The 15,992-nt window shown below is 65.4% G+C and carries 14 protein-coding genes, 2 tRNA genes and 1 pseudogene; 11 read left to right on the top strand and 6 right to left on the bottom strand.

Annotated elements, in window-relative coordinates; genetic code table 11:
• Positions 1-62 precede the first annotated feature (62 nt).
• Complete coding sequence (locus IPV08_RS04895) at positions 63-1,685, top strand: GMC family oxidoreductase N-terminal domain-containing protein (RefSeq protein WP_207410981.1); 1,623 nt, start codon at positions 63-65, stop codon at positions 1,683-1,685.
• Positions 1,686-1,856: 171 nt separating this feature from the next.
• On the opposite strand, the gene IPV08_RS04890 is transcribed toward IPV08_RS04895, so the two are convergent.
• A complete protein-coding gene (locus tag IPV08_RS04890) occupies positions 1,857-2,000 on the bottom strand; it encodes a hypothetical protein (protein WP_207410980.1) in 144 nt (47 codons plus the stop codon).
• 63 nt (positions 2,001-2,063) lie between these two features.
• On the opposite strand from IPV08_RS04890, the gene IPV08_RS04885 reads away from it, so the two are divergent.
• On the top strand, positions 2,064-2,936 hold the full coding sequence (locus IPV08_RS04885; protein WP_246747786.1) for a class I SAM-dependent methyltransferase: 873 nt from the start codon (positions 2,064-2,066) through the stop codon (positions 2,934-2,936).
• A 760-nt stretch (positions 2,937-3,696) separates the two neighbouring features.
• Here the strand turns inward: IPV08_RS04885 and IPV08_RS04880 are convergent.
• A tRNA-Gly gene (locus tag IPV08_RS04880) sits at positions 3,697-3,771 on the bottom strand.
• Between the two features lie 240 nt (positions 3,772-4,011).
• Between IPV08_RS04880 and IPV08_RS04875 the strand changes: the two genes are divergently transcribed.
• The 3 genes from IPV08_RS04875 (at position 4,012) to IPV08_RS04865 (ending at position 5,065) form a co-directional block, all read left to right on the top strand.
• Entirely contained in the window at positions 4,012-4,698 is a 687-nt protein-coding gene (locus IPV08_RS04875; RefSeq protein WP_162239900.1) for a Maf-like protein, read from the top strand.
• Positions 4,695-4,889 carry a DNA gyrase inhibitor YacG gene (gene yacG, locus IPV08_RS04870; protein ID WP_207410979.1) on the top strand — a complete coding sequence of 65 codons (195 nt, stop codon included), beginning with the start codon at positions 4,695-4,697 and terminating at the stop codon, positions 4,887-4,889. The genes IPV08_RS04875 and yacG overlap by 4 nt, the downstream gene beginning before the upstream one ends.
• A gap of 100 nt (positions 4,890-4,989) precedes the next feature.
• Positions 4,990-5,065: transfer RNA gene (locus IPV08_RS04865), tRNA-Phe, on the top strand.
• Positions 5,066-5,336: 271 nt separating this feature from the next.
• Here IPV08_RS04865 and IPV08_RS04860 read toward each other — a convergent pair.
• Both IPV08_RS04860 and IPV08_RS04855 read right to left on the bottom strand, forming a co-directional pair.
• Positions 5,337-5,945, bottom strand: coding sequence for a hypothetical protein (locus IPV08_RS04860; protein WP_207410978.1), 609 nt, complete (start codon positions 5,943-5,945; stop codon positions 5,337-5,339).
• Positions 5,946-6,038: 93 nt separating this feature from the next.
• On the bottom strand, positions 6,039-7,289 hold the full coding sequence (locus IPV08_RS04855; protein ID WP_207410977.1) for an SfnB family sulfur acquisition oxidoreductase: 1,251 nt from the start codon (positions 7,287-7,289) through the stop codon (positions 6,039-6,041).
• Positions 7,290-7,362: 73 nt separating this feature from the next.
• On the opposite strand from IPV08_RS04855, the pseudogene IPV08_RS24440 reads away from it, so the two are divergent.
• Positions 7,363-7,559, top strand: a pseudogene (locus IPV08_RS24440) (hypothetical protein); the annotation flags it as partial.
• 32 nt (positions 7,560-7,591) lie between these two features.
• Here IPV08_RS24440 and sfnG read toward each other — a convergent pair.
• Positions 7,592-8,701 (bottom strand): dimethylsulfone monooxygenase SfnG, encoded by a 1,110-nt coding sequence (gene sfnG, locus IPV08_RS04850; protein ID WP_056428126.1) that lies wholly within the window; start codon positions 8,699-8,701, stop codon positions 7,592-7,594.
• 522 nt (positions 8,702-9,223) lie between these two features.
• Here sfnG and IPV08_RS04845 point away from each other — a divergent pair.
• The 4 genes from IPV08_RS04845 to IPV08_RS04830 all read left to right on the top strand — a co-directional run bounded on the left by IPV08_RS04845 (position 9,224) and on the right by IPV08_RS04830 (position 14,601).
• Positions 9,224-10,381, top strand: coding sequence for a complex I NDUFA9 subunit family protein (locus tag IPV08_RS04845; protein WP_056428129.1), 1,158 nt, complete (start codon positions 9,224-9,226; stop codon positions 10,379-10,381).
• Between the two features lie 698 nt (positions 10,382-11,079).
• Positions 11,080-12,006 (top strand): polyphosphate kinase 2, encoded by a 927-nt coding sequence (ppk2, locus tag IPV08_RS04840; RefSeq protein ID WP_207410976.1) that lies wholly within the window; start codon positions 11,080-11,082, stop codon positions 12,004-12,006.
• 122 nt (positions 12,007-12,128) lie between these two features.
• Positions 12,129-12,923: an enoyl-CoA hydratase/isomerase family protein gene (locus IPV08_RS04835; RefSeq protein ID WP_207410975.1), complete on the top strand. Its 795-nt coding sequence runs from the start codon at positions 12,129-12,131 to the stop codon at positions 12,921-12,923.
• Positions 12,924-13,092: 169 nt separating this feature from the next.
• Entirely contained in the window at positions 13,093-14,601 is a 1,509-nt protein-coding gene (locus tag IPV08_RS04830) for a carbohydrate porin (protein WP_207410974.1), read from the top strand.
• Positions 14,602-14,692: 91 nt separating this feature from the next.
• Here IPV08_RS04830 and IPV08_RS04825 read toward each other — a convergent pair whose 3' ends face one another.
• Positions 14,693-15,142, bottom strand: coding sequence for a MarR family winged helix-turn-helix transcriptional regulator (locus IPV08_RS04825; protein WP_207410973.1), 450 nt, complete (start codon positions 15,140-15,142; stop codon positions 14,693-14,695).
• Between the two features lie 226 nt (positions 15,143-15,368).
• On the opposite strand from IPV08_RS04825, the gene IPV08_RS04820 reads away from it, so the two are divergent.
• Positions 15,369-15,668, top strand: coding sequence for a hypothetical protein (locus IPV08_RS04820; RefSeq protein ID WP_207410972.1), 300 nt, complete (start codon positions 15,369-15,371; stop codon positions 15,666-15,668).
• The last annotated feature ends 324 nt before the right edge of the window (positions 15,669-15,992 follow it).

The raw sequence follows: 15,992 nt of genomic DNA, 5'->3' as shown, positions 1-15,992 counted from the left end.
AGACCGGGGGAGACTGTCTTTGTCCCTAGTGACCACAGTTTTACGGAAGAAGGAGGCATGAAATGGTGAGCCAAACCTTTGTTGAAGACCGGGATTTGTCTCGTCGTGCGCGGGAGAACCAAGGGCGCCTCATCGCCGAGTTGAAGCCGCACTACGATTTCATCGTGTGCGGCGCTGGCGCGTCGGGCTCCGTCGTCGCACGGCGGCTCGCGGAGAACTCCGAAGCGCAGGTGCTGTTGATCGAAGCCGGCGGCAGCGATGACGCGGAGGCCGTGCTCGACCCCGCTCAATGGCCCGCCAATCTGGGCAGCGAGCGGGATTGGGGTTTCCAGGCGCAACCGAACCCGCATCTGAACGGTCGTGCCCTGTCGATGTCGATGGGCAGAGGTCTCGGGGGTGGCTCCAGCATCAACGTCATGGTGTGGGCGCGCGGGCATCGCAGCGACTGGGATTTCTTCGCCGAAGAGGCAGGCGATTCCGGCTGGGGTTACGACAATGTCCTCGAGATCTACCGTCGGATCGAGAATTGGCAGGGTACGCCCGATCCCGCCTATCGCGGCCAATCGGGGCCGGTCTGGGTCCAGCCCGCCTCTGATCCCAGTCCCATTGCATACGCGATGCTCGATGCCGCCCGCGAGATCGGTATCCCGACCTTCGAGCACCCGAACGGCCTGATGATGGAGGGGCCGGGCGGCGCCTCTATCTCGGACATGCTGGTCCGCGACGGCCGGCGCCAGTCGCTTTACCAGGCCTATATCCGCCCCTGGCTCGACCGCCTCAACCTGACGGTCTTGACCGACACGACCGTTCGGCGCGTGCTGATCGAGAATCGGCGCGCCGTCGGGGTCGAGGTGGTTCGCGCCGGGCAGGTCCTCACGATCCACGCGCGGTCCGAGGTCGTGCTGTCACTGGGCGCGATCCAGACGCCCAAGGTCCTGATGCATTCGGGCATCGGAGATCAGGCGGAACTGACCCGTATGGGAATACCGGTGCTGCAGCATCTGCCGGGCGTCGGGCAAAACCTTCAAGACCACGTGTCCTTCGGATGCATCTGGAATTACGAAGAGCCTATCGCCCCGCGTAACAGCGGCAGCGAGGCCACCCTGTACTGGAAGAGTCGTCCGGAACTCGATGCGCCGGACGTGTTGTTCTGCCAAGTCGAATTTCCCGTCCCAAGCGAGCGGACCGCGGCGCGCGGTGTGCCGGCACATGGCTGGACGATGTTCGCCGGTCTCGCGCATCCGGCGAGCCGCGGCCGGCTGCGTCTGACGAGCGCCGACCCCTCGGTGCCGATGGAGATCGAGGCCAACATGATGTCCGAGCCCGCGGATATGGCAACGGCCCTCAGATGCGTCGATCTCTGCCGCCAATTGGGAAATGCTCACGCGTTCCGGCCCTTTGTCCGCAACGAGGCCATGCCCGGCGACCTCAAGGGTGACGCGCGCGAAGACTTCGTCCGTGATGCCGCGGTGACCTACTGGCACCAGAGCTGCACGGCCAAGATGGGCCGTGACGCGATGTCGGTCGTCGATGCGTCGCTGAAGGTTTACGGGATCGAATCCCTGCGTATCGCAGATGCCTCGGTCATGCCGCGTGTGACCACGGGGAATACTCAAGCGCCCTGCGCCATCATCGGGGAGCGGGCTGCACAGATGATCCACCAGGCTCACGGCCTATCATCGTAGCGCAGCCATGCGCCGCGCCGACGGACGGCGTCCGCGGTGAGGATATCGGCAGGATGGCGGTTCCTGGATGCCCGGTCATCGACACGATTGTCCCAGGTCTTGGCGTCATACTGCGTGATACCGGGAGCCGAGAACGGATGATTTCATGCATCGTCAAGCAGATGCATAGCATCATATCGGCATCATCAGAATTTTCATCAGTGCTGCCGGCTCAAGCGCGTTTGTCTTTGGAGAAACTTCGAATGATCGCCGGCCGGTCATCTTCGCGCGCATGAATCGATCTTGATCCAGGCACATCGGATCGGTCGCAATCATGCGAGATCCTTCTCATTCACAGGTCACGACCAAGTGTCGCGATCGTCGCACTGGTGGTCCCCGATGAACGTCCATGCTGTCGAACGCCAGCTGCGGCAAATGGGAGATGAGGCAAGGGGGCTCGCCGTGATCGGTGCGGTCTTACGCGTGCGGCAAGGAGCGGCACAGGTTCATCCGGAGGTAGAGCGCCGTCTGCTCGATGCGGTCGCGGCCTTGGTGCCGGGAGGCCTGGATGAGCTCGATCAGGAGCGGATGTCCGCTCTACTGACATCCGCCACCCACGCGCTGGAGGAAGCACGGGATCTGTTCGAGCATCCGGACAGGCCTCCGCTCTGGCAGGTCAGCGATCCCGCGATGCTGCAGGCGCAAGGCCAAGCCTCGCGCGGCGTCGTACGGCGCTTGGCAGCCTTGGCGGCGGAGCGTCCAGCGCTCGCGGCCGCGCTTGGCGGGCATTTCCTGGACGTCGGCACCGGTGTCGCCGGCATCGCCCTGGAGGCGGCTGCGCAATGGCCTTCGCTGCATGTCGTTGGTTTGGACATCTGGAAGCCCGCCCTCGATTTGGCCCGCGAGAACGTGGCGGCGAGCCCTTTTGGCAGCCGCATCGAACTTCGCCTGCAGGATGTGACCCGTTTCGATGAAGTGGCGGGCTACTCGCTGACATGGCTCCCGACGCCCTTCCTTTCGCAGGACGCGGCCCGGACAGCGCTCGATCGACTGACGGCTGCTCTCCGACCGAAGGGATATCTGGTCGTGGGGCTCTATGCCCCGCCGGCGGAGCCCATCGGAGCCGCACTGGCGGCCCTGCGGCTGGCCCGGAGTGGCGGGCATCTGTGGGATTGTCACGACATGGAGGTTGAACTGCGCTCCCGCGGGTTCACTGCTGTCGAGACCTGTCGCGGACAGCCGGTGTCGCTCGTCATGGGACAGGGCGCATAAAGCGCTCGGCCCTCAGCCTGCCCCGGTACGCCCGTGCCGCCATCGGCGACGCGTGCGGCGCCCCCGCCCCGGTCACCCCGGAGAACATCGACGCCCTGCTGGCCCGTTGGGAGGCTTACGAGCGGTGTGACCAACTCGTGTTCACCCCGGCCCTCAGCACGAACACCGACCAGGCCGTCGACGCCGCAGCCTGAGATCCACCGCATATCGTCCTGAGCGGGCGCCGGTGGGTGAACGGCCTGACTTGGTCTAATATCGCGACCGACCTCGTGGTGAGGAAGGCGACGGCGAAGGCGGGCGTCTTCGCCGCTCACGATCTGAAGCTCTGCCCCCTCGTAGTGACCTTACCGGACAAGGTGCCGGCTGATCGCCGCGTCGGTCCGTTGATCTTAGACGAGACAGCCGGCCGGCCCTTCGCCGAGTCCGCTAAGGGCGCGAATGGCGAATCGTCGCGAAGGCCGCAGGAGTGCCGGACCATGTCTGGAACGTGGACGCCAGGGCAGGAGCGATCACGGAAGCTGGGGATGCTGGCGCAGATCTCGACCACATCGGGTCGGCTGCGGCGCACGCACGGACATCGACGACGCAGCGCTACTCGCGCGGCGCAGGCGGAAAATCACGGGCAGCAGCGAATCTTCGGGTCGCGCATCGGGCCGTGAAGAACGGGGCCTGAACAGGCCTTGGGGAACGCGACGGCGAACATGAGGAACGCGAGATCAGCGGAAGGGGGCCAGAAAATCTGACGCTTCAACGAGTTAGTTGGAGCGGGCGATCGGGATCGAACCGACGACATTCAGCTTGGGAAGCTGACGTTCTACCACTGAACTACGCCCGCATGCCGGTTGCGGGAGGGCCTCGACAGCCTCCCCTCGTCCAGCGGAGCGGACCATATCAGAGCGGCCCGCTTTGTCCACGGCCTGGCCAGGGCGCGGCGCGACGGTTTGCGTTTCCAAGGAGCGGGCTTTCCGATAGCGTACCGGCCGTTCCGGCATGTCGATCCGGCACGCCAAGCGGGCCTCTCGCGACCGGGTCGGCCCGCCTCCTCTTCCAGCCTGCGGATTGTCAAAAAGCACCAATGGATATCTCTTCCGCGCAGGGCGGCACGCACGCCACGATGAATGACGCCTCCGGCGAGACGCCGCGCCGGGGCCCTCGCCTCGTTCTCGCCTCCGCCTCACCGCGCAGGCTGGCGCTGCTGCAGCAAGCGGGCATCGAGCCCGACGCCCTGCTTCCCGCCGATGTCGACGAGACCCCCCACAAATCGGAAGCGCCGCGCGAGCTCGCACGACGCCTCGCCAGGGCCAAGCTCGACGTGGCGGGGGACGCCGCCCGCCGCCGCGACGACATGCGCGACAGCTACATCGTCGCGGCCGATACGGTGGTGGCCGTGGGACGGCGCGTCCTGCCGAAGGCGGAACTGGCCGACGAGGCCACCGATTGCCTGCGCCTGCTCTCCGGGCGCCAGCATCGTGTCTACACGGCGGTCTGCGTGCTCTCGCCCAAGGGAAGCCGCCGCGAGCGTGTGGTGGAGACGCGGGTGCGGTTCAAGCGTCTCTCCGGCCGCGACATCGAGCGCTACATCGCCTCGGACGAGTGGCGGGGCAAGGCGGGCGGCTACGCCATCCAGGGTCTCGCCGGTACCTTCGTGGTCAAGCTTGTCGGCTCGCACAGCGCCGTCATCGGCCTGCCGCTCTACGAGACGATCAGCCTTCTCGAAGGCGAGGGCTTTCCCGTGCGGCAAGGCTGGGGGGCGATGGCGTGAGCCGGGCCGTTCCCATCAAGCCGAAGCCGGAGCCGTGCCCGATCTGCCGCAAGCCCGCTCAGCCGGAATTCCAGCCCTTCTGCTCGGCCCGCTGCGCCGATATCGACCTCGGCCGCTGGCTCACCGACCGCTACGCGATCCCCACCGATGAGGACGAAACCGAGGACGAGGACCCGCCGCGTTCGTCCTGAGCCGATTCCATCGCACGAAGCGTGCGAAGGAGGCTGGACAGGGCCCCGCCACCTCACTATACCCCCGCTCCAGTCGACGGCGCCAAGCGCTTCGGCGGGGGCCCAGGTAGCTCAGTTGGTAGAGCATGCGACTGAAAATCGCAGTGTCGGCGGTTCGACTCCGTCCCTGGGCACCATCTATTTTTTGTAAGCTCGTAGTTTCGCTGGATTATCCGGATCGGCTCCCGCACCAGGGTAGTAGGTGAGGGATAAATGAGCGCCGAGCGGGCTAGCCGGTCGTTGTCGGCGGCGCGGGTATAGACTGCGCTTTCCCGGCTTCCGGGCGTCCACCCATAGAGAGCATTTCGCCGGCCACCGTAGCTCCAGCTTTGGCAGCACGGCGCGCGCCGGAGTTCCGCAGACCGCGCGTTGACCCCGCCCGCCGGCATCACGACAGATCTTGTTGAATCAGTTCCCGTACGATTCTTTCGTGAAGGCCCGGCCGTGCTCGCTGATGATGAAGGCGAGATCTCCGGTCGGCGGCGCTGCGGTCGACTCGGCCAGCATCGGGAGGATTGGCCGCAGGACGACGTTTCCCGTCTTTTCCGTGCGAATCGACAGCTCCCCGCTCCGGACGTGCTGGCAACCGATCTTCACCGCATCGCCGCGCCTGAAGCCCGAATGGAGCGACAGGTCGAAGGCGAGGCGCTGGCGGGTGCCGACCGGCCACTTCGCTTCGAACCGGGCTAGTTCGTCCTCTGTCCAGCCAAAGAAGCCCACCTCATCATTCGCGCCCGTCAGCAGCTTGGCGTTGAGGGTCGGGGCGATGCCACGCATGGCCTTCAGGAATGTGTTGACGGCGTGCGGCTTGTCGCGGCGCTTATCCCGGCCGGCGAGAATCACCCCCCGATCTATGGTTGTCAGAGACTTCGAACCAGAGGTTTCCTGGATCGCGCGGTACACCGTATACCGCCTGCGCGTGGAGGCGCTGAGGTCTGACCATTCGGCGCTATCGAGGCATTTCTCGATCAGCCACGAGAGTGCCCCTGTGGCTGGCCCTTTTACCTTGGCGGGCACTTTCCTTCGTTCGTCGTTCGAACGCGGACGAGCAAACATTTCACGACGAAGTGCTGGGTTCAGGCACGAGCACCCTTCGTCCGGCTCCTTCCGTCAGCTCCAGGCGTGGAACGGCGGGTTCACGCCGTTGAGGGCGTGGTTGCCGATGATCGCGTATTTCCAGCGCACCGGGTCGTGGAGCGTGTGGGTGCGGGCGTTGCGCCAGTGCCGGTCGAGGTTGCTCTCGGCCAGGGTCGAGCGGGTGCCGGCGAGCTCGAACAGCTTGCTGCTCGCCTGCACGGCGATCTCGGTGGTGAGCACCTTCGATTCGGCGACGGCGAGCTGGGCCGCAGCCACCGTCTCCGCGCTCGGGTTGGCCACCGCTTCGTCGAGGGCGAGGCCGGCTTTGTCGAGGATGGCTTCGGCCGCATGGAGTCGGATCGTCAGCTCGCCGATCGCCTGGATCGTGTAGGGATCGTCGGAGGCGCGGTCCTGGCCGCTATCGACCCAGGGGCGGGTCTTGGTGCGGACGAAGGCGATGGTGTCGTCGATGGCCTCGCGGGCGATGCCGGCATCCACCGCCGCCTGGATGATCTGGAAGATCGCCCCGTCGGAGCGCGGCTGCTCGTAGCCCTTCCAAGCCGGGACGAGATGGGTCTTGGGCACCCGGACGTCGTCGATGATGACGGTGCCGCTCGCCGTGGTCCGCTGGCCGAAGGCCGACCAGTCGTCGATAACGGTGAGACCGGGGGCGCCCCTCTCGGCGATGGCGTACCAGGCGCGCCCCTCGCCATCGAGGGTGACGATGGGGACGAGATGGGCGAGCAATGCCCCCGTCGAATAGAACTTCTTGCCGCGCACGATGACGTGGTCGCCGTCATCGACGAAATGGGTCTTGAAGTCGGTGGCGCGCGGGGTGCCGATCTCCGAGAAGGCATTGCCGAAGCGGGTGCCTTTCAGGACCTCGCCGAACAGCAGCGCCTGCTGCTCCGGGTCGGATACCGTACGGATCGCCGCCACGATGCCGAGGTGGTTCTGCGAGATCTGGCCGATCGAGGGGTCGGCGGCCGAGATGATGGCGACGACCTGCGCCAGGGTCTTGTAGGAGACCTCGGGACCGCCGAAGGCCTTGGGCACGTTGATCGACCAGAGCCCGCTCTGCGAGAACGCGTCGAGCTCGGCATAGGGCCGCCGGTTGGTCTGGTCGCGTTCGGACGCGCCCTCGCGGAACTCCTTGGCGAGGGCATGGGCAACGCGGATCGCCTCGGCATCGTCGCGGATGACGTGGGCGGGGGATGCCGGACGGGGAACCGGCGGCGCGCCCCGGGCGGTTTCGAGCGACTGGGCGCTGACGGCGATGTTCATGGATGGCTCCAGGGTACCGGGCAGACGATGGACTGGTTTGAACGGGCGTTTGAAGACCTCAGCCGGATCCCCCTCTCCCCGCCAGCGGGGGGAGGGCCGAGCCCCCCTCGTCGGGGGCGAGGCAAGCGGAGGCGAGGCCGAAGCGAGGGTGAGGGGGCGATTCCGAAAGAGGCTCCTCCGGACGAGCCCCCTCACCGGCGGCTGCCGCCTCGCCGCGCCGACGACGAGGTCGTCGCGGCCCTCTCCCCGCCTGCGGGGAGAGGGGATGCGCGGCTGTCGTCAGCTGGCGCTGGAAAGGCCGCTCAGGCGGCCTCGGCCCGGCGCTCGCGCGCGGCTTCGAGCGCCCTCACCTTCGGGATGATGTGCGCGCCGAAATAGGCGACCTCCTCCTGGAAGTGCAGGAAGGCGAGGAGCGCGAGGTCGACGCCGGCATCCTTCAGGGCCACGATACGCTCGGCAATCTGGTCGGGCGTGCCGATCAAGTTGGTCTTGAAGCCGTCATTGTACTGGACGAGGTCCTCGAAGCTCGATTTCGCCCAGTTGCCCTCCCCTTCCGGGGAGGCCTTGCCGGCGTTCTTCACCTCATGGCCGAAGGCCTTCACCGCATCGGGATCGGCGTTGTCGATGATCTCCTGGAGGACGGCGCGGGCCTCTTCCTCGGTGTCGCGGGCGATGACGAAGGCGTTGACGCCGACCTTCACCGAATGGCCGTTGGCCGAGGCCTTGGCCTGGATGTCGTCCACCTGCGCCCGGATCCCCTCCGGCGTGTTGCCGTTGGTGAAGTACCAATCGGAGACGCGGGCCGCCATGTCGCGCGCCGCGCGGGAGGAGCCGCCCTGGAAGATCTCGGGCTGCGGGTCGGCCGGCTTCGGCTTCAGGGTGTAGTTGGTGTAGCGGTAGAAATCGCCGCGGAAGGTGAAGTCGTCCTGCGTCCAGATCCCGCGCAAGGAGCGTATGAACTCCTCGGAGCGGCGATAACGCTCGTCATGGTCGAGCCAGGGCTCGCCGATGGCGCGGAACTCGCCAGAGAACCAGCCCGACACGACGTTGATGGCGATGCGCCCGTTGGTGAGTTGGCTGATCGTCGCGATCTGCTTGGCGGCGATGGTCGGGTTCCAGGGGCCGGGCAGTAGCGCGGCGATGACCTTGAGCTTTGTGGTCACGGCCAGCAAGGCGTGGCTGAACGCCACCGATTCATGCTGGTACTCGGCGCCGTAACCGGCGGTGAAGCGAATCTGCGTCAGGGCGTAGTCGAACCCCGCCTCCTCGGCGATCTGTGCGAGGCGGCGATTGTAATCCGCTTCCCAGCTCGTGCGTTGTTCGATCTTGCTGATGACAAGGCCACCGGACACGTTCGGCACCCAATAGGCAAAACGGATCGGCTCCGGAGGGCGATGGCTCGGGCGGGTCATAGTTCTATCCGCGAATGTGAGAAACCAGGCATTTATCTGAAGCGAAAGCCTCAAATGAATACATTATTGCAGCAAGCACATCATCATTCACTGCTTGTGCTTCATCTTTGATAGATGAAATCTCTTACAAACCGGTCCTATAGTCAAAGGAATGGAAATACATTTTCTTGCCGCAGATAAGGACAATCTTTCGATAGGCAGCCGGTCAGCGAGAACATTCTATTTCCTCCCCGTCGGCCCCGCCTCGGTGAGACGATCACCCGGGGTGCATCGGACGCGTCGCGGAGCCGACCTTCGCCACAGGGTGCCGACCGCCGGCCCCTCCGTGAACGACGGGGTATCGGGGGTTTTCCCTCGCCGAATGTTTCATCGCCGCCTGGGCCTCCCGCGCTGCCGTCAACGGCCCTAGCTATCGATGCGCGAGCGATGGTAATCCCGCGTTCAGTGGTGACGGACAGAGACTCGGCCCCGGCCCGGACAGGGCGTGGCAGGGCATCTCGGATGACAGGTGGGAACCAGGCGATGACCGGCTTCGACGCTTCGACCTCTCCTTTCGCCGGACCGTCATTGCCGCGTCCGTCATCGCAGCTGGTCACCGTCTTCGGCGGTTCGGGCTTCCTCGGACGCCATGTGGTGCGGGCGCTGGCCAAGCGCGGCTACCGTATCCGGGTCGCGGTCCGGCGGCCGGACCTCGCCCTGTTCCTGCAGCCTCTCGGCAAGGTCGGGCAGATCGTCGCCGTGCAGGCGAACCTGCGCTACCCGGATTCCATCGCCAGGGCGGTGGAGGGAGCCGACGCGGTGGTGAACCTCGTCGGCATCCTCCAGGAGACCGGCAGGCAGGGATTCCTCACGCTTCAGGCCGAAGGGGCGGGCGAGATCGCCCGTGCCGCCGCCGCAATCGGCGCGCCCCTGGTCCACGTCTCGGCCATCGGGGCGGACCCGCATTCCGACTCTCTCTACGCGCGCTCGAAGGCGCTGGGCGAGGCGAAGGTGCTGGCGGCCCAGCCCCGGGCTGTGGTCCTGCGTCCCTCCCTGGTCTTCGGCCCCGGAGACAGCTTCTTCAACCGTTTCGCGTCGCTCGCCCGCGTGCTCCCGGTCCTCCCCCTCGCCGGAGCCGAGACGCGCTTCCAGCCGGTCTTCGTCGGCGATGTGGCCGAGGCCGTGGCCCGCGCGGTGGACGGGCAGGCCGAGGCCGGCCGCGTCTACGAACTCGGCGGCCCGGAGGTCGAGACCCTCGACGGCCTCGTCCGCTACATGCTGAAGACCACCCGCCGCCGCCGCCTCGTCGTCGACCTGCCCAAACCCATCGCCATGCTGCAGGCCCGCGTGATCGAGACCGTGGACACGCTGAGCCTCGGCCTGCTGCCGGACAGCCTCAAGCTCACCCGCGACCAGGTCACGCTGCTCCAGACCGACAACGTGGTCTCGGAAGCCGCCAAGGCGGAAGGCCGCACGCTGGACGGGCTCGGCATCCTGCCCACCGCGATGGCCGCCATCGTGCCCGGCTACCTCTGGACCTTCCGCAAGGCGGGCCAGTTCTCGAAGGAGGCCTTCACCGCCTCAGAGGAGGAGGCCGCAGAGCCGTCCTCCCCGCCGGTCGCCCGGCCGAGCGGTCCCCCGATCGGCCCCGATGCGGCGGCCCCGAGCCGGATGGGCGTACGCTGGGGCACGCGGGGATAGTACGCCGTCTGGAGTGGCGGCGCAGAACGGATGAAATCCGAAACCGGGCGAATGTTTGAAACAGACAGGTTGTGTGTAGCCGCGAAGTTTCGTCTTAGCCCGGAGAAAAGCGTCACCTGCATTGGCGTGCAGGGCTGCGCGGCTACGACGGCACCCAGAAGCTGGCCGGGCACAAACGCGTGGCGTTGATCGATACCGAAGGGCATGTCCTGGCTTCAGCGAACGTGCAGGATCGCGTTGCGCTGGTTGCCCTTGATGACGGCAAAAAGAGATGGTCCAGCCTGCACTCAGCCAAATTCGACGGTGCCTCACGGTCGAGCGCCGCCAGGATTGGTGCCTGATCCAGGGCACGCGCCCCCCCGTCTTCGAGAAGCCGCCGGGTCAGAGCGGCCCTCATTCTGAGCTTGTCGAAGGATGCCGTGCTGGAACAGCGCCGAGTCGTTGAATGGATTTTCGGTGGGCTTCGCCATTGGGGCGGCCCGCACCGCCAACGTGCCGAACGCCCTGGATGTCGCAACCAGACGGCTCGCCTGCGTCGCCGTCCTCCCGGCCAAAAATGCCCTCGACAATCCCGCATGAGAATGCACGCCAATACAAGCTCTAGGGAGCTCGTTGCCGTCGCCGAGGAGGTCTCCTTACTGTCATGCAGTTGTGATCCAAGGGCCTGGATCATTCCCATTCATCAGGAAGGCAATGTTATGGACGGCACGCGCGCCGGGACTCGTCCTTTCGATATCGAGGCTATTCGTCGAGAGATGGCCGACGACTTCGATGAAGAATTGGAGATGGAACTAGAAGACGAGCGCCTTGAGCGACTGGTTAGCAAAATCGATGCAAGCCCGCGTCCGCCCAGCATGGACCGGCGAGTCTATTTCCGTGAGCTGTTTCGGCTCCAACACGAGCTGGTTCGTCTGCAGGATTGGGTCCAGGCCCAGAAGCTCCGCGTGGTCGTGATCTTCGAAGGGCGGGATTCGGCTGGTAAGGGCGGCGCCATCAAGCGCATCACCCAGCGTCTCAATCCGCGCGTCTGTCGCGTTGCCGCGCTTCCGGCTCCCAGCGAGCGCGAGCGCACGCAATGGTATTTCCAGCGCTACGTCGCGCATCTGCCGGCGGGCGGCGAGATAGTGCTGTTCGACCGCTCCTGGTACAATCGCGCCGGCGTCGAGCGCGTGATGGGGTTCTGCACCCCGGACCAGTACGAAGAGTTCTTCCAGTCCGCGCCGGAATTCGAGCGCATGCTGGTGCGGTCCGGCATCATCGTGTTGAAATACTGGTTCTCAATCACCGATCAGGAGCAGGAACTGCGCTTCAACATGCGCATCCACGATCCCCTGAAGCAGTGGAAGCTCTCGCCGATGGACGTCGAATCCCGTCGCCGTTGGGAGGATTATACCAAGGCGAAGGAAGTGATGCTCGCCCGCACGCACATTCCCGAGGCGCCCTGGTGGGTGGTCGAGGCCGTAGACAAGAAGAAGGCCCGCCTCAACTGCATCAGCCATCTCCTCACGCAGATCCCCTATGGCGACGTGGAGCACCCGCCGGTGCATCTGCCCGAGCGCATGCGCCACGAGGATTACGCCCGCCAGCCGGTTCCGCAGGATATGTTCGTCCCGGCGCTGTTCTGATCGGAGCCGAGGGCATCGAAGGCCGCCTGTCCGGTCTCCCCGCGGTTGCCCAAAGCGGCACGGATGGGCAAGACCTGTGTCGAAGAGGCCGATGAACGGCCGGTCCGGCATGGGAACCCCGCATGAGCGCCACCGACGAGATTCTGTTCGAAACCGACGATGCCGGCATCGCCCGCATCGTCCTCAACCGGCCACAGGCACGAAACGCCCTGACCTTCGCGATGTATCAGGGCCTCATCGACCTGTGCGGGCGGATCGAGTCAGACGAACGGATCAAGGTTCTCGTCATTACCGGCGCCGGTGAGAAGGCCTTCGCCGCCGGCACCGATATCGCCCAGTTCCGGGACTTCTCCAGCCCGGAGGACGCCCTTGGATACGAGCGCTTCATGGACAAGGTCCTCGGCACGCTCGAGCGTCTGCGCGTGCCGGTCATCGCCGCTGTCGCCGGCGCTTGTACCGGCGGCGGTGCCGCCATCGCGGCTTCCTGCGACCTACGCATCGCCACACGCGATGCCCGGTTCGGCTTTCCCATTGCGCGGACGCTCGGCAATTGCCTGTCCATGTCGAACCTTCAGCGCCTGTCCGGCCTCATCGGTCCCGCACGGGTGAAGGACATGATCTTCACCGCTCGGTTGTTCGGCGCGGAGGAGGCGCTTTCGGCCGGTCTCGTCGGCGAAGTCGTGGAAGATGCCGCCGCTCTCGCCGCCAGGGCGACGGAACTCGCGACGCAGCTTGCCGGCCATGCACCGCTGACCCTGCGCGCCACGAAGGAAGGTCTGCGCCGCCTCGCCGCCGAGGAGGAGGCATCGGAACGGCCCGACGACGATCTCATCCTTATGTGCTACACAAGCGCCGATTTCCGCGAGGGCATGGAGGCGTTCCTGGCCAAGCGCCCGCCGAACTGGACCGGCAAGTAAGGCGCTCCTCACAGAGCACTGCTCTGAAGCGGATGTGGGAAGCGCGACACACCGGGATAGGGAATTCCTGCGGCCACATCGCTCCCTCGTATCGGTTACAGCTCTGTCACGCTCTGCATGATAGAGCGCGAGCGGGGGTCGGTCGCCCTGGGACACGCTTTTCCGAGGAATGATGCTCCGCTCGTTTCCTCTTGCGACCGTCGCAGCCCTGATGTCCGGCCTTGCCGTGTCTGGCGCCCACGCCCAGACCGCTGCCGAGATTGCGGCACGGCAGGCGCGTCTGGCGCTGGAGGGGCTCGATATCGGCTCACCGCGCGGCGCCGGCGGCGATCCGCAGACGTCGGTGGCGCAGTCGGTGACCTCGGCCAAGCCTTCGGCCAACCTCAACACCTCTATACAGGACCAGCTCGGCCCGTATGGCGACCCCTATGGCCTGCGTTCCTTTCTGAAGACCAAAGGCATCGAGTACAGCCTCACCTATATCGGCGAGAGCTTCGGCAACGCGACGGGCGGTGTACGGCGCGGTGCGATCGTCGAAGGGCGCCTGGATATCCAGTTCGATGCCGACCTCGAGAAGCTGGCAGGTTGGCAAGGGGCGACCTTCCACACCAATCTCTACCTCATCCACGGCACCGGCCTGTCGCGCTACTACGTCAACAATTTCATCACCGTGAGCGCCATCGAGGCACTGCCCTCTTCGCGGCTGTACGAAATCTGGCTTGAACAGAAGCTGTTCGACGGACAGTTCGGATTGAAGGTCGGTCAGATCGCGGCCGATACCGAATTCGCAGTGACTCAGACCGGCACGCTGTTCATCAATTCCACCTTCGGCTGGCCCAACATCATGGCGGAGGTGCTGCCGAGCGGCGGTCCGATCTACCCGCTGGCGGTGCCGGCGATCCGGGCGAAATACGTCCCGAACCAGAATTTCTCGCTGCAGGTCGGCGTCTTCGACGGCGATCCGGCAGGGCCTTACCCCAGCGATCTCGATCCTCAGCGCCGCAACCGCACCGGCACGAATTTCCGCACCAGCGATCCCACCCTCGTCATCGCGGAAGCCGCCTATGCGTACAACATCGCGCAGGGTGATGAGGGCGATCCCGGCACGGTGACGCTGGGGGGCTGGCATCATTTTGGCCGGTTCGACAGCCAGCGTTTCGACGAGGCCGGGCGCTCACTGGCCGATCCGTCCACCACCGGCATCGCCCGGCGCTTTCGCGGCGATAGCGGCCTCTACGGCATCATCGACCAGACCATCTACCGCGAGCCCGATGACCCCAATGACGGTGCCAGTGTGTTCCTGCGCCTGTCCGGTTCGCCCTCCGACCGCAACATCGTGGATTTCTACGCCGATATGGGCATTGCCTATAAGGGCCTCTTCAAGGGACGGTCAGACGACACGATCGGCGTCGCCTTCGCCCTGGCCCGCATCTCGGACAGTGCCCGTGGGTTCGACACCGATGTGATCCGCTTCGGCGGCGCGAGTGGACCCCGTCGGAGCAGCGAGGCCGTGATCGAGGCGACCTATCAGGCCGTCCTCGGACCCGGCGTCACGGTTCAGCCGGACATCCAGTATATCTTTCGCCCGGGCGGCGGCGTGCCCAATCCGCGCGATCCCGATGGCGCCCGGATCAAGAATGCCGCGGTGTTCGGCGTGCGGGCGACGGTGCGTTACTGAGGAGCACCGGCTTCTCGCACCTCGCGAATGTTTCGAGCAAAGTGGCAAGGTCTCCGGGCGCGATAGGTCCCGAGTGCCCTGCCAGGCCGACTCACATCGTCAGCGCGGCCACGGCGGCACGGTAAATGGTCTGATCGATCGCGCCGAGATGTTCGGCGCAAGCGGCTTGCGCCTTCTCCCAGAGCGGGTACGCCTGTGCCAGGACTGTGCGACCTTCGTCGGTAAGCAGGATGCGTCTCACGCGCCTGTCGTCCGCATCGGCTTCGATTCTTAGCAGCCCGCGTCGTTCCAGGGGCTTCACGTTCGCGGTGATGGTCGTGCGATCCATCGCTAGGGCCTGTGCCAGCGCGCCGATGGTCGGAGCCTCGTCTCGGACGAGCATCATCAGCAGCGTAAACTGCCAGTTCGAGAGGCCGGTCGGGCGGAGCGCCGCGTCATAGCGCCGGCCAATGGCGCGTGCCGCCTTCTGAGCCGCGAAGCTGAAGCAGGCTTGTTCGACCCCGGCCGCGATCTGTGGAGTGAGGACCGGATGTCCGGCCATACGAGATTTCCCTGGACTGTTGATACCAACGAGATAATGGCCCTGCGGGTTTTGTACAGCCCCTGCCAAACGAGACCTCCTCGGAATATAATTGATATCAACCTATGTGCGGACGCGCACCGCAGGCCGCAGCGCTACGTTTATATCAACGTTGTTGCAACGGGCCGAAGCGTCGGGTCATCGGAAACCTCCCCCGACGAACGCTCACCGAACAGGACGTCGTATCATGACCACTCGCTCCACCTTCATCACCGGCGCCATCCTCACACTCGTCGTCGCCGCCATCGTTCCTGCTAAGGCCGAGCCGGCGAGGTCGTTCGACGCCTGGGGGCATCGCTTCACCGTCCCCGGTACCCAAGCGACCTTGACCGCATCCGCCACCAACTCGCCGAACACCGATTCCATCGCGCCGAAGCGGTCCTACGCATCCGCCAAAGCGAGCGCAGAGGCCGTGGACGCTCCGTCTAAGCCATCGATCCGCACGCTCAATATCTGGGGTGCACGCGTCGATGCCCCCCGCTACTGACGGCAGGGCTGAGAACGACGTCGAAGCTCCGCCTCATCGCTGGCGGTCGGCGTCCATCGGCTGCCGATCAGAGGCGCCTCGGCTTCGGGACTTAGGTCTCAAACCCTTGGTGAAGTGGCAAGCCCAGCTGATGACGAGACAGGGTGAGACATCCCATCCTGTCTCATGCTTTCCAGCGACGTTTGCGGATCGAAACGGCTGAAGACGTAAACGGCCGCGCGGTCCAATTGAAAGCATCGCATTGATACGGTCGATATCGGATATCGAAGCTATCTGTTTGATGAATGTTGCGCCGCAAAATATATCGGTCTCACGAAACGGGGC

Origin of the sequence: Methylobacterium sp. SD274 (assembly GCF_017355285.1) — a bacterium.
In the GTDB taxonomy this organism is placed as follows: domain Bacteria; phylum Pseudomonadota; class Alphaproteobacteria; order Rhizobiales; family Beijerinckiaceae; genus Methylobacterium.
The sequence above is the reverse complement of the archived record's forward strand: the minus strand, read 5'-3'. Positions and strand labels throughout refer to the sequence as shown.

Bases quoted from the DNA above. Each gene is read 5' to 3' on its own strand.
- IPV08_RS04825 (WP_207410973.1), bottom strand. From the start codon at position 15,142: ATGGCCGGACATCCGGTCCTCACTCCACAGATCGCGGCCGGGGTCGAA.
- IPV08_RS04820 (WP_207410972.1), top strand. From the start codon at position 15,369: ATGACCACTCGCTCCACCTTCATCACCGGCGCCATCCTCACACTCGTC.
- ppk2 (WP_207410976.1), top strand. From the start codon at position 11,080: ATGGACGGCACGCGCGCCGGGACTCGTCCTTTCGATATCGAGGCTATT.
- IPV08_RS04835 (WP_207410975.1), top strand. From the start codon at position 12,129: ATGAGCGCCACCGACGAGATTCTGTTCGAAACCGACGATGCCGGCATC.
- IPV08_RS04830 (WP_207410974.1), top strand. From the start codon at position 13,093: ATGATGCTCCGCTCGTTTCCTCTTGCGACCGTCGCAGCCCTGATGTCC.
- IPV08_RS04885 (WP_246747786.1), top strand. From the start codon at position 2,064: ATGAACGTCCATGCTGTCGAACGCCAGCTGCGGCAAATGGGAGATGAG.
- IPV08_RS04875 (WP_162239900.1), top strand. From the start codon at position 4,012: ATGGATATCTCTTCCGCGCAGGGCGGCACGCACGCCACGATGAATGAC.
- IPV08_RS04855 (WP_207410977.1), bottom strand. From the start codon at position 7,289: ATGAACATCGCCGTCAGCGCCCAGTCGCTCGAAACCGCCCGGGGCGCG.
- IPV08_RS04845 (WP_056428129.1), top strand. From the start codon at position 9,224: ATGACCGGCTTCGACGCTTCGACCTCTCCTTTCGCCGGACCGTCATTG.
- IPV08_RS04895 (WP_207410981.1), top strand. From the start codon at position 63: ATGGTGAGCCAAACCTTTGTTGAAGACCGGGATTTGTCTCGTCGTGCG.
- IPV08_RS04890 (WP_207410980.1), bottom strand. From the start codon at position 2,000: ATGATTGCGACCGATCCGATGTGCCTGGATCAAGATCGATTCATGCGC.
- sfnG (WP_056428126.1), bottom strand. From the start codon at position 8,701: ATGACCCGCCCGAGCCATCGCCCTCCGGAGCCGATCCGTTTTGCCTAT.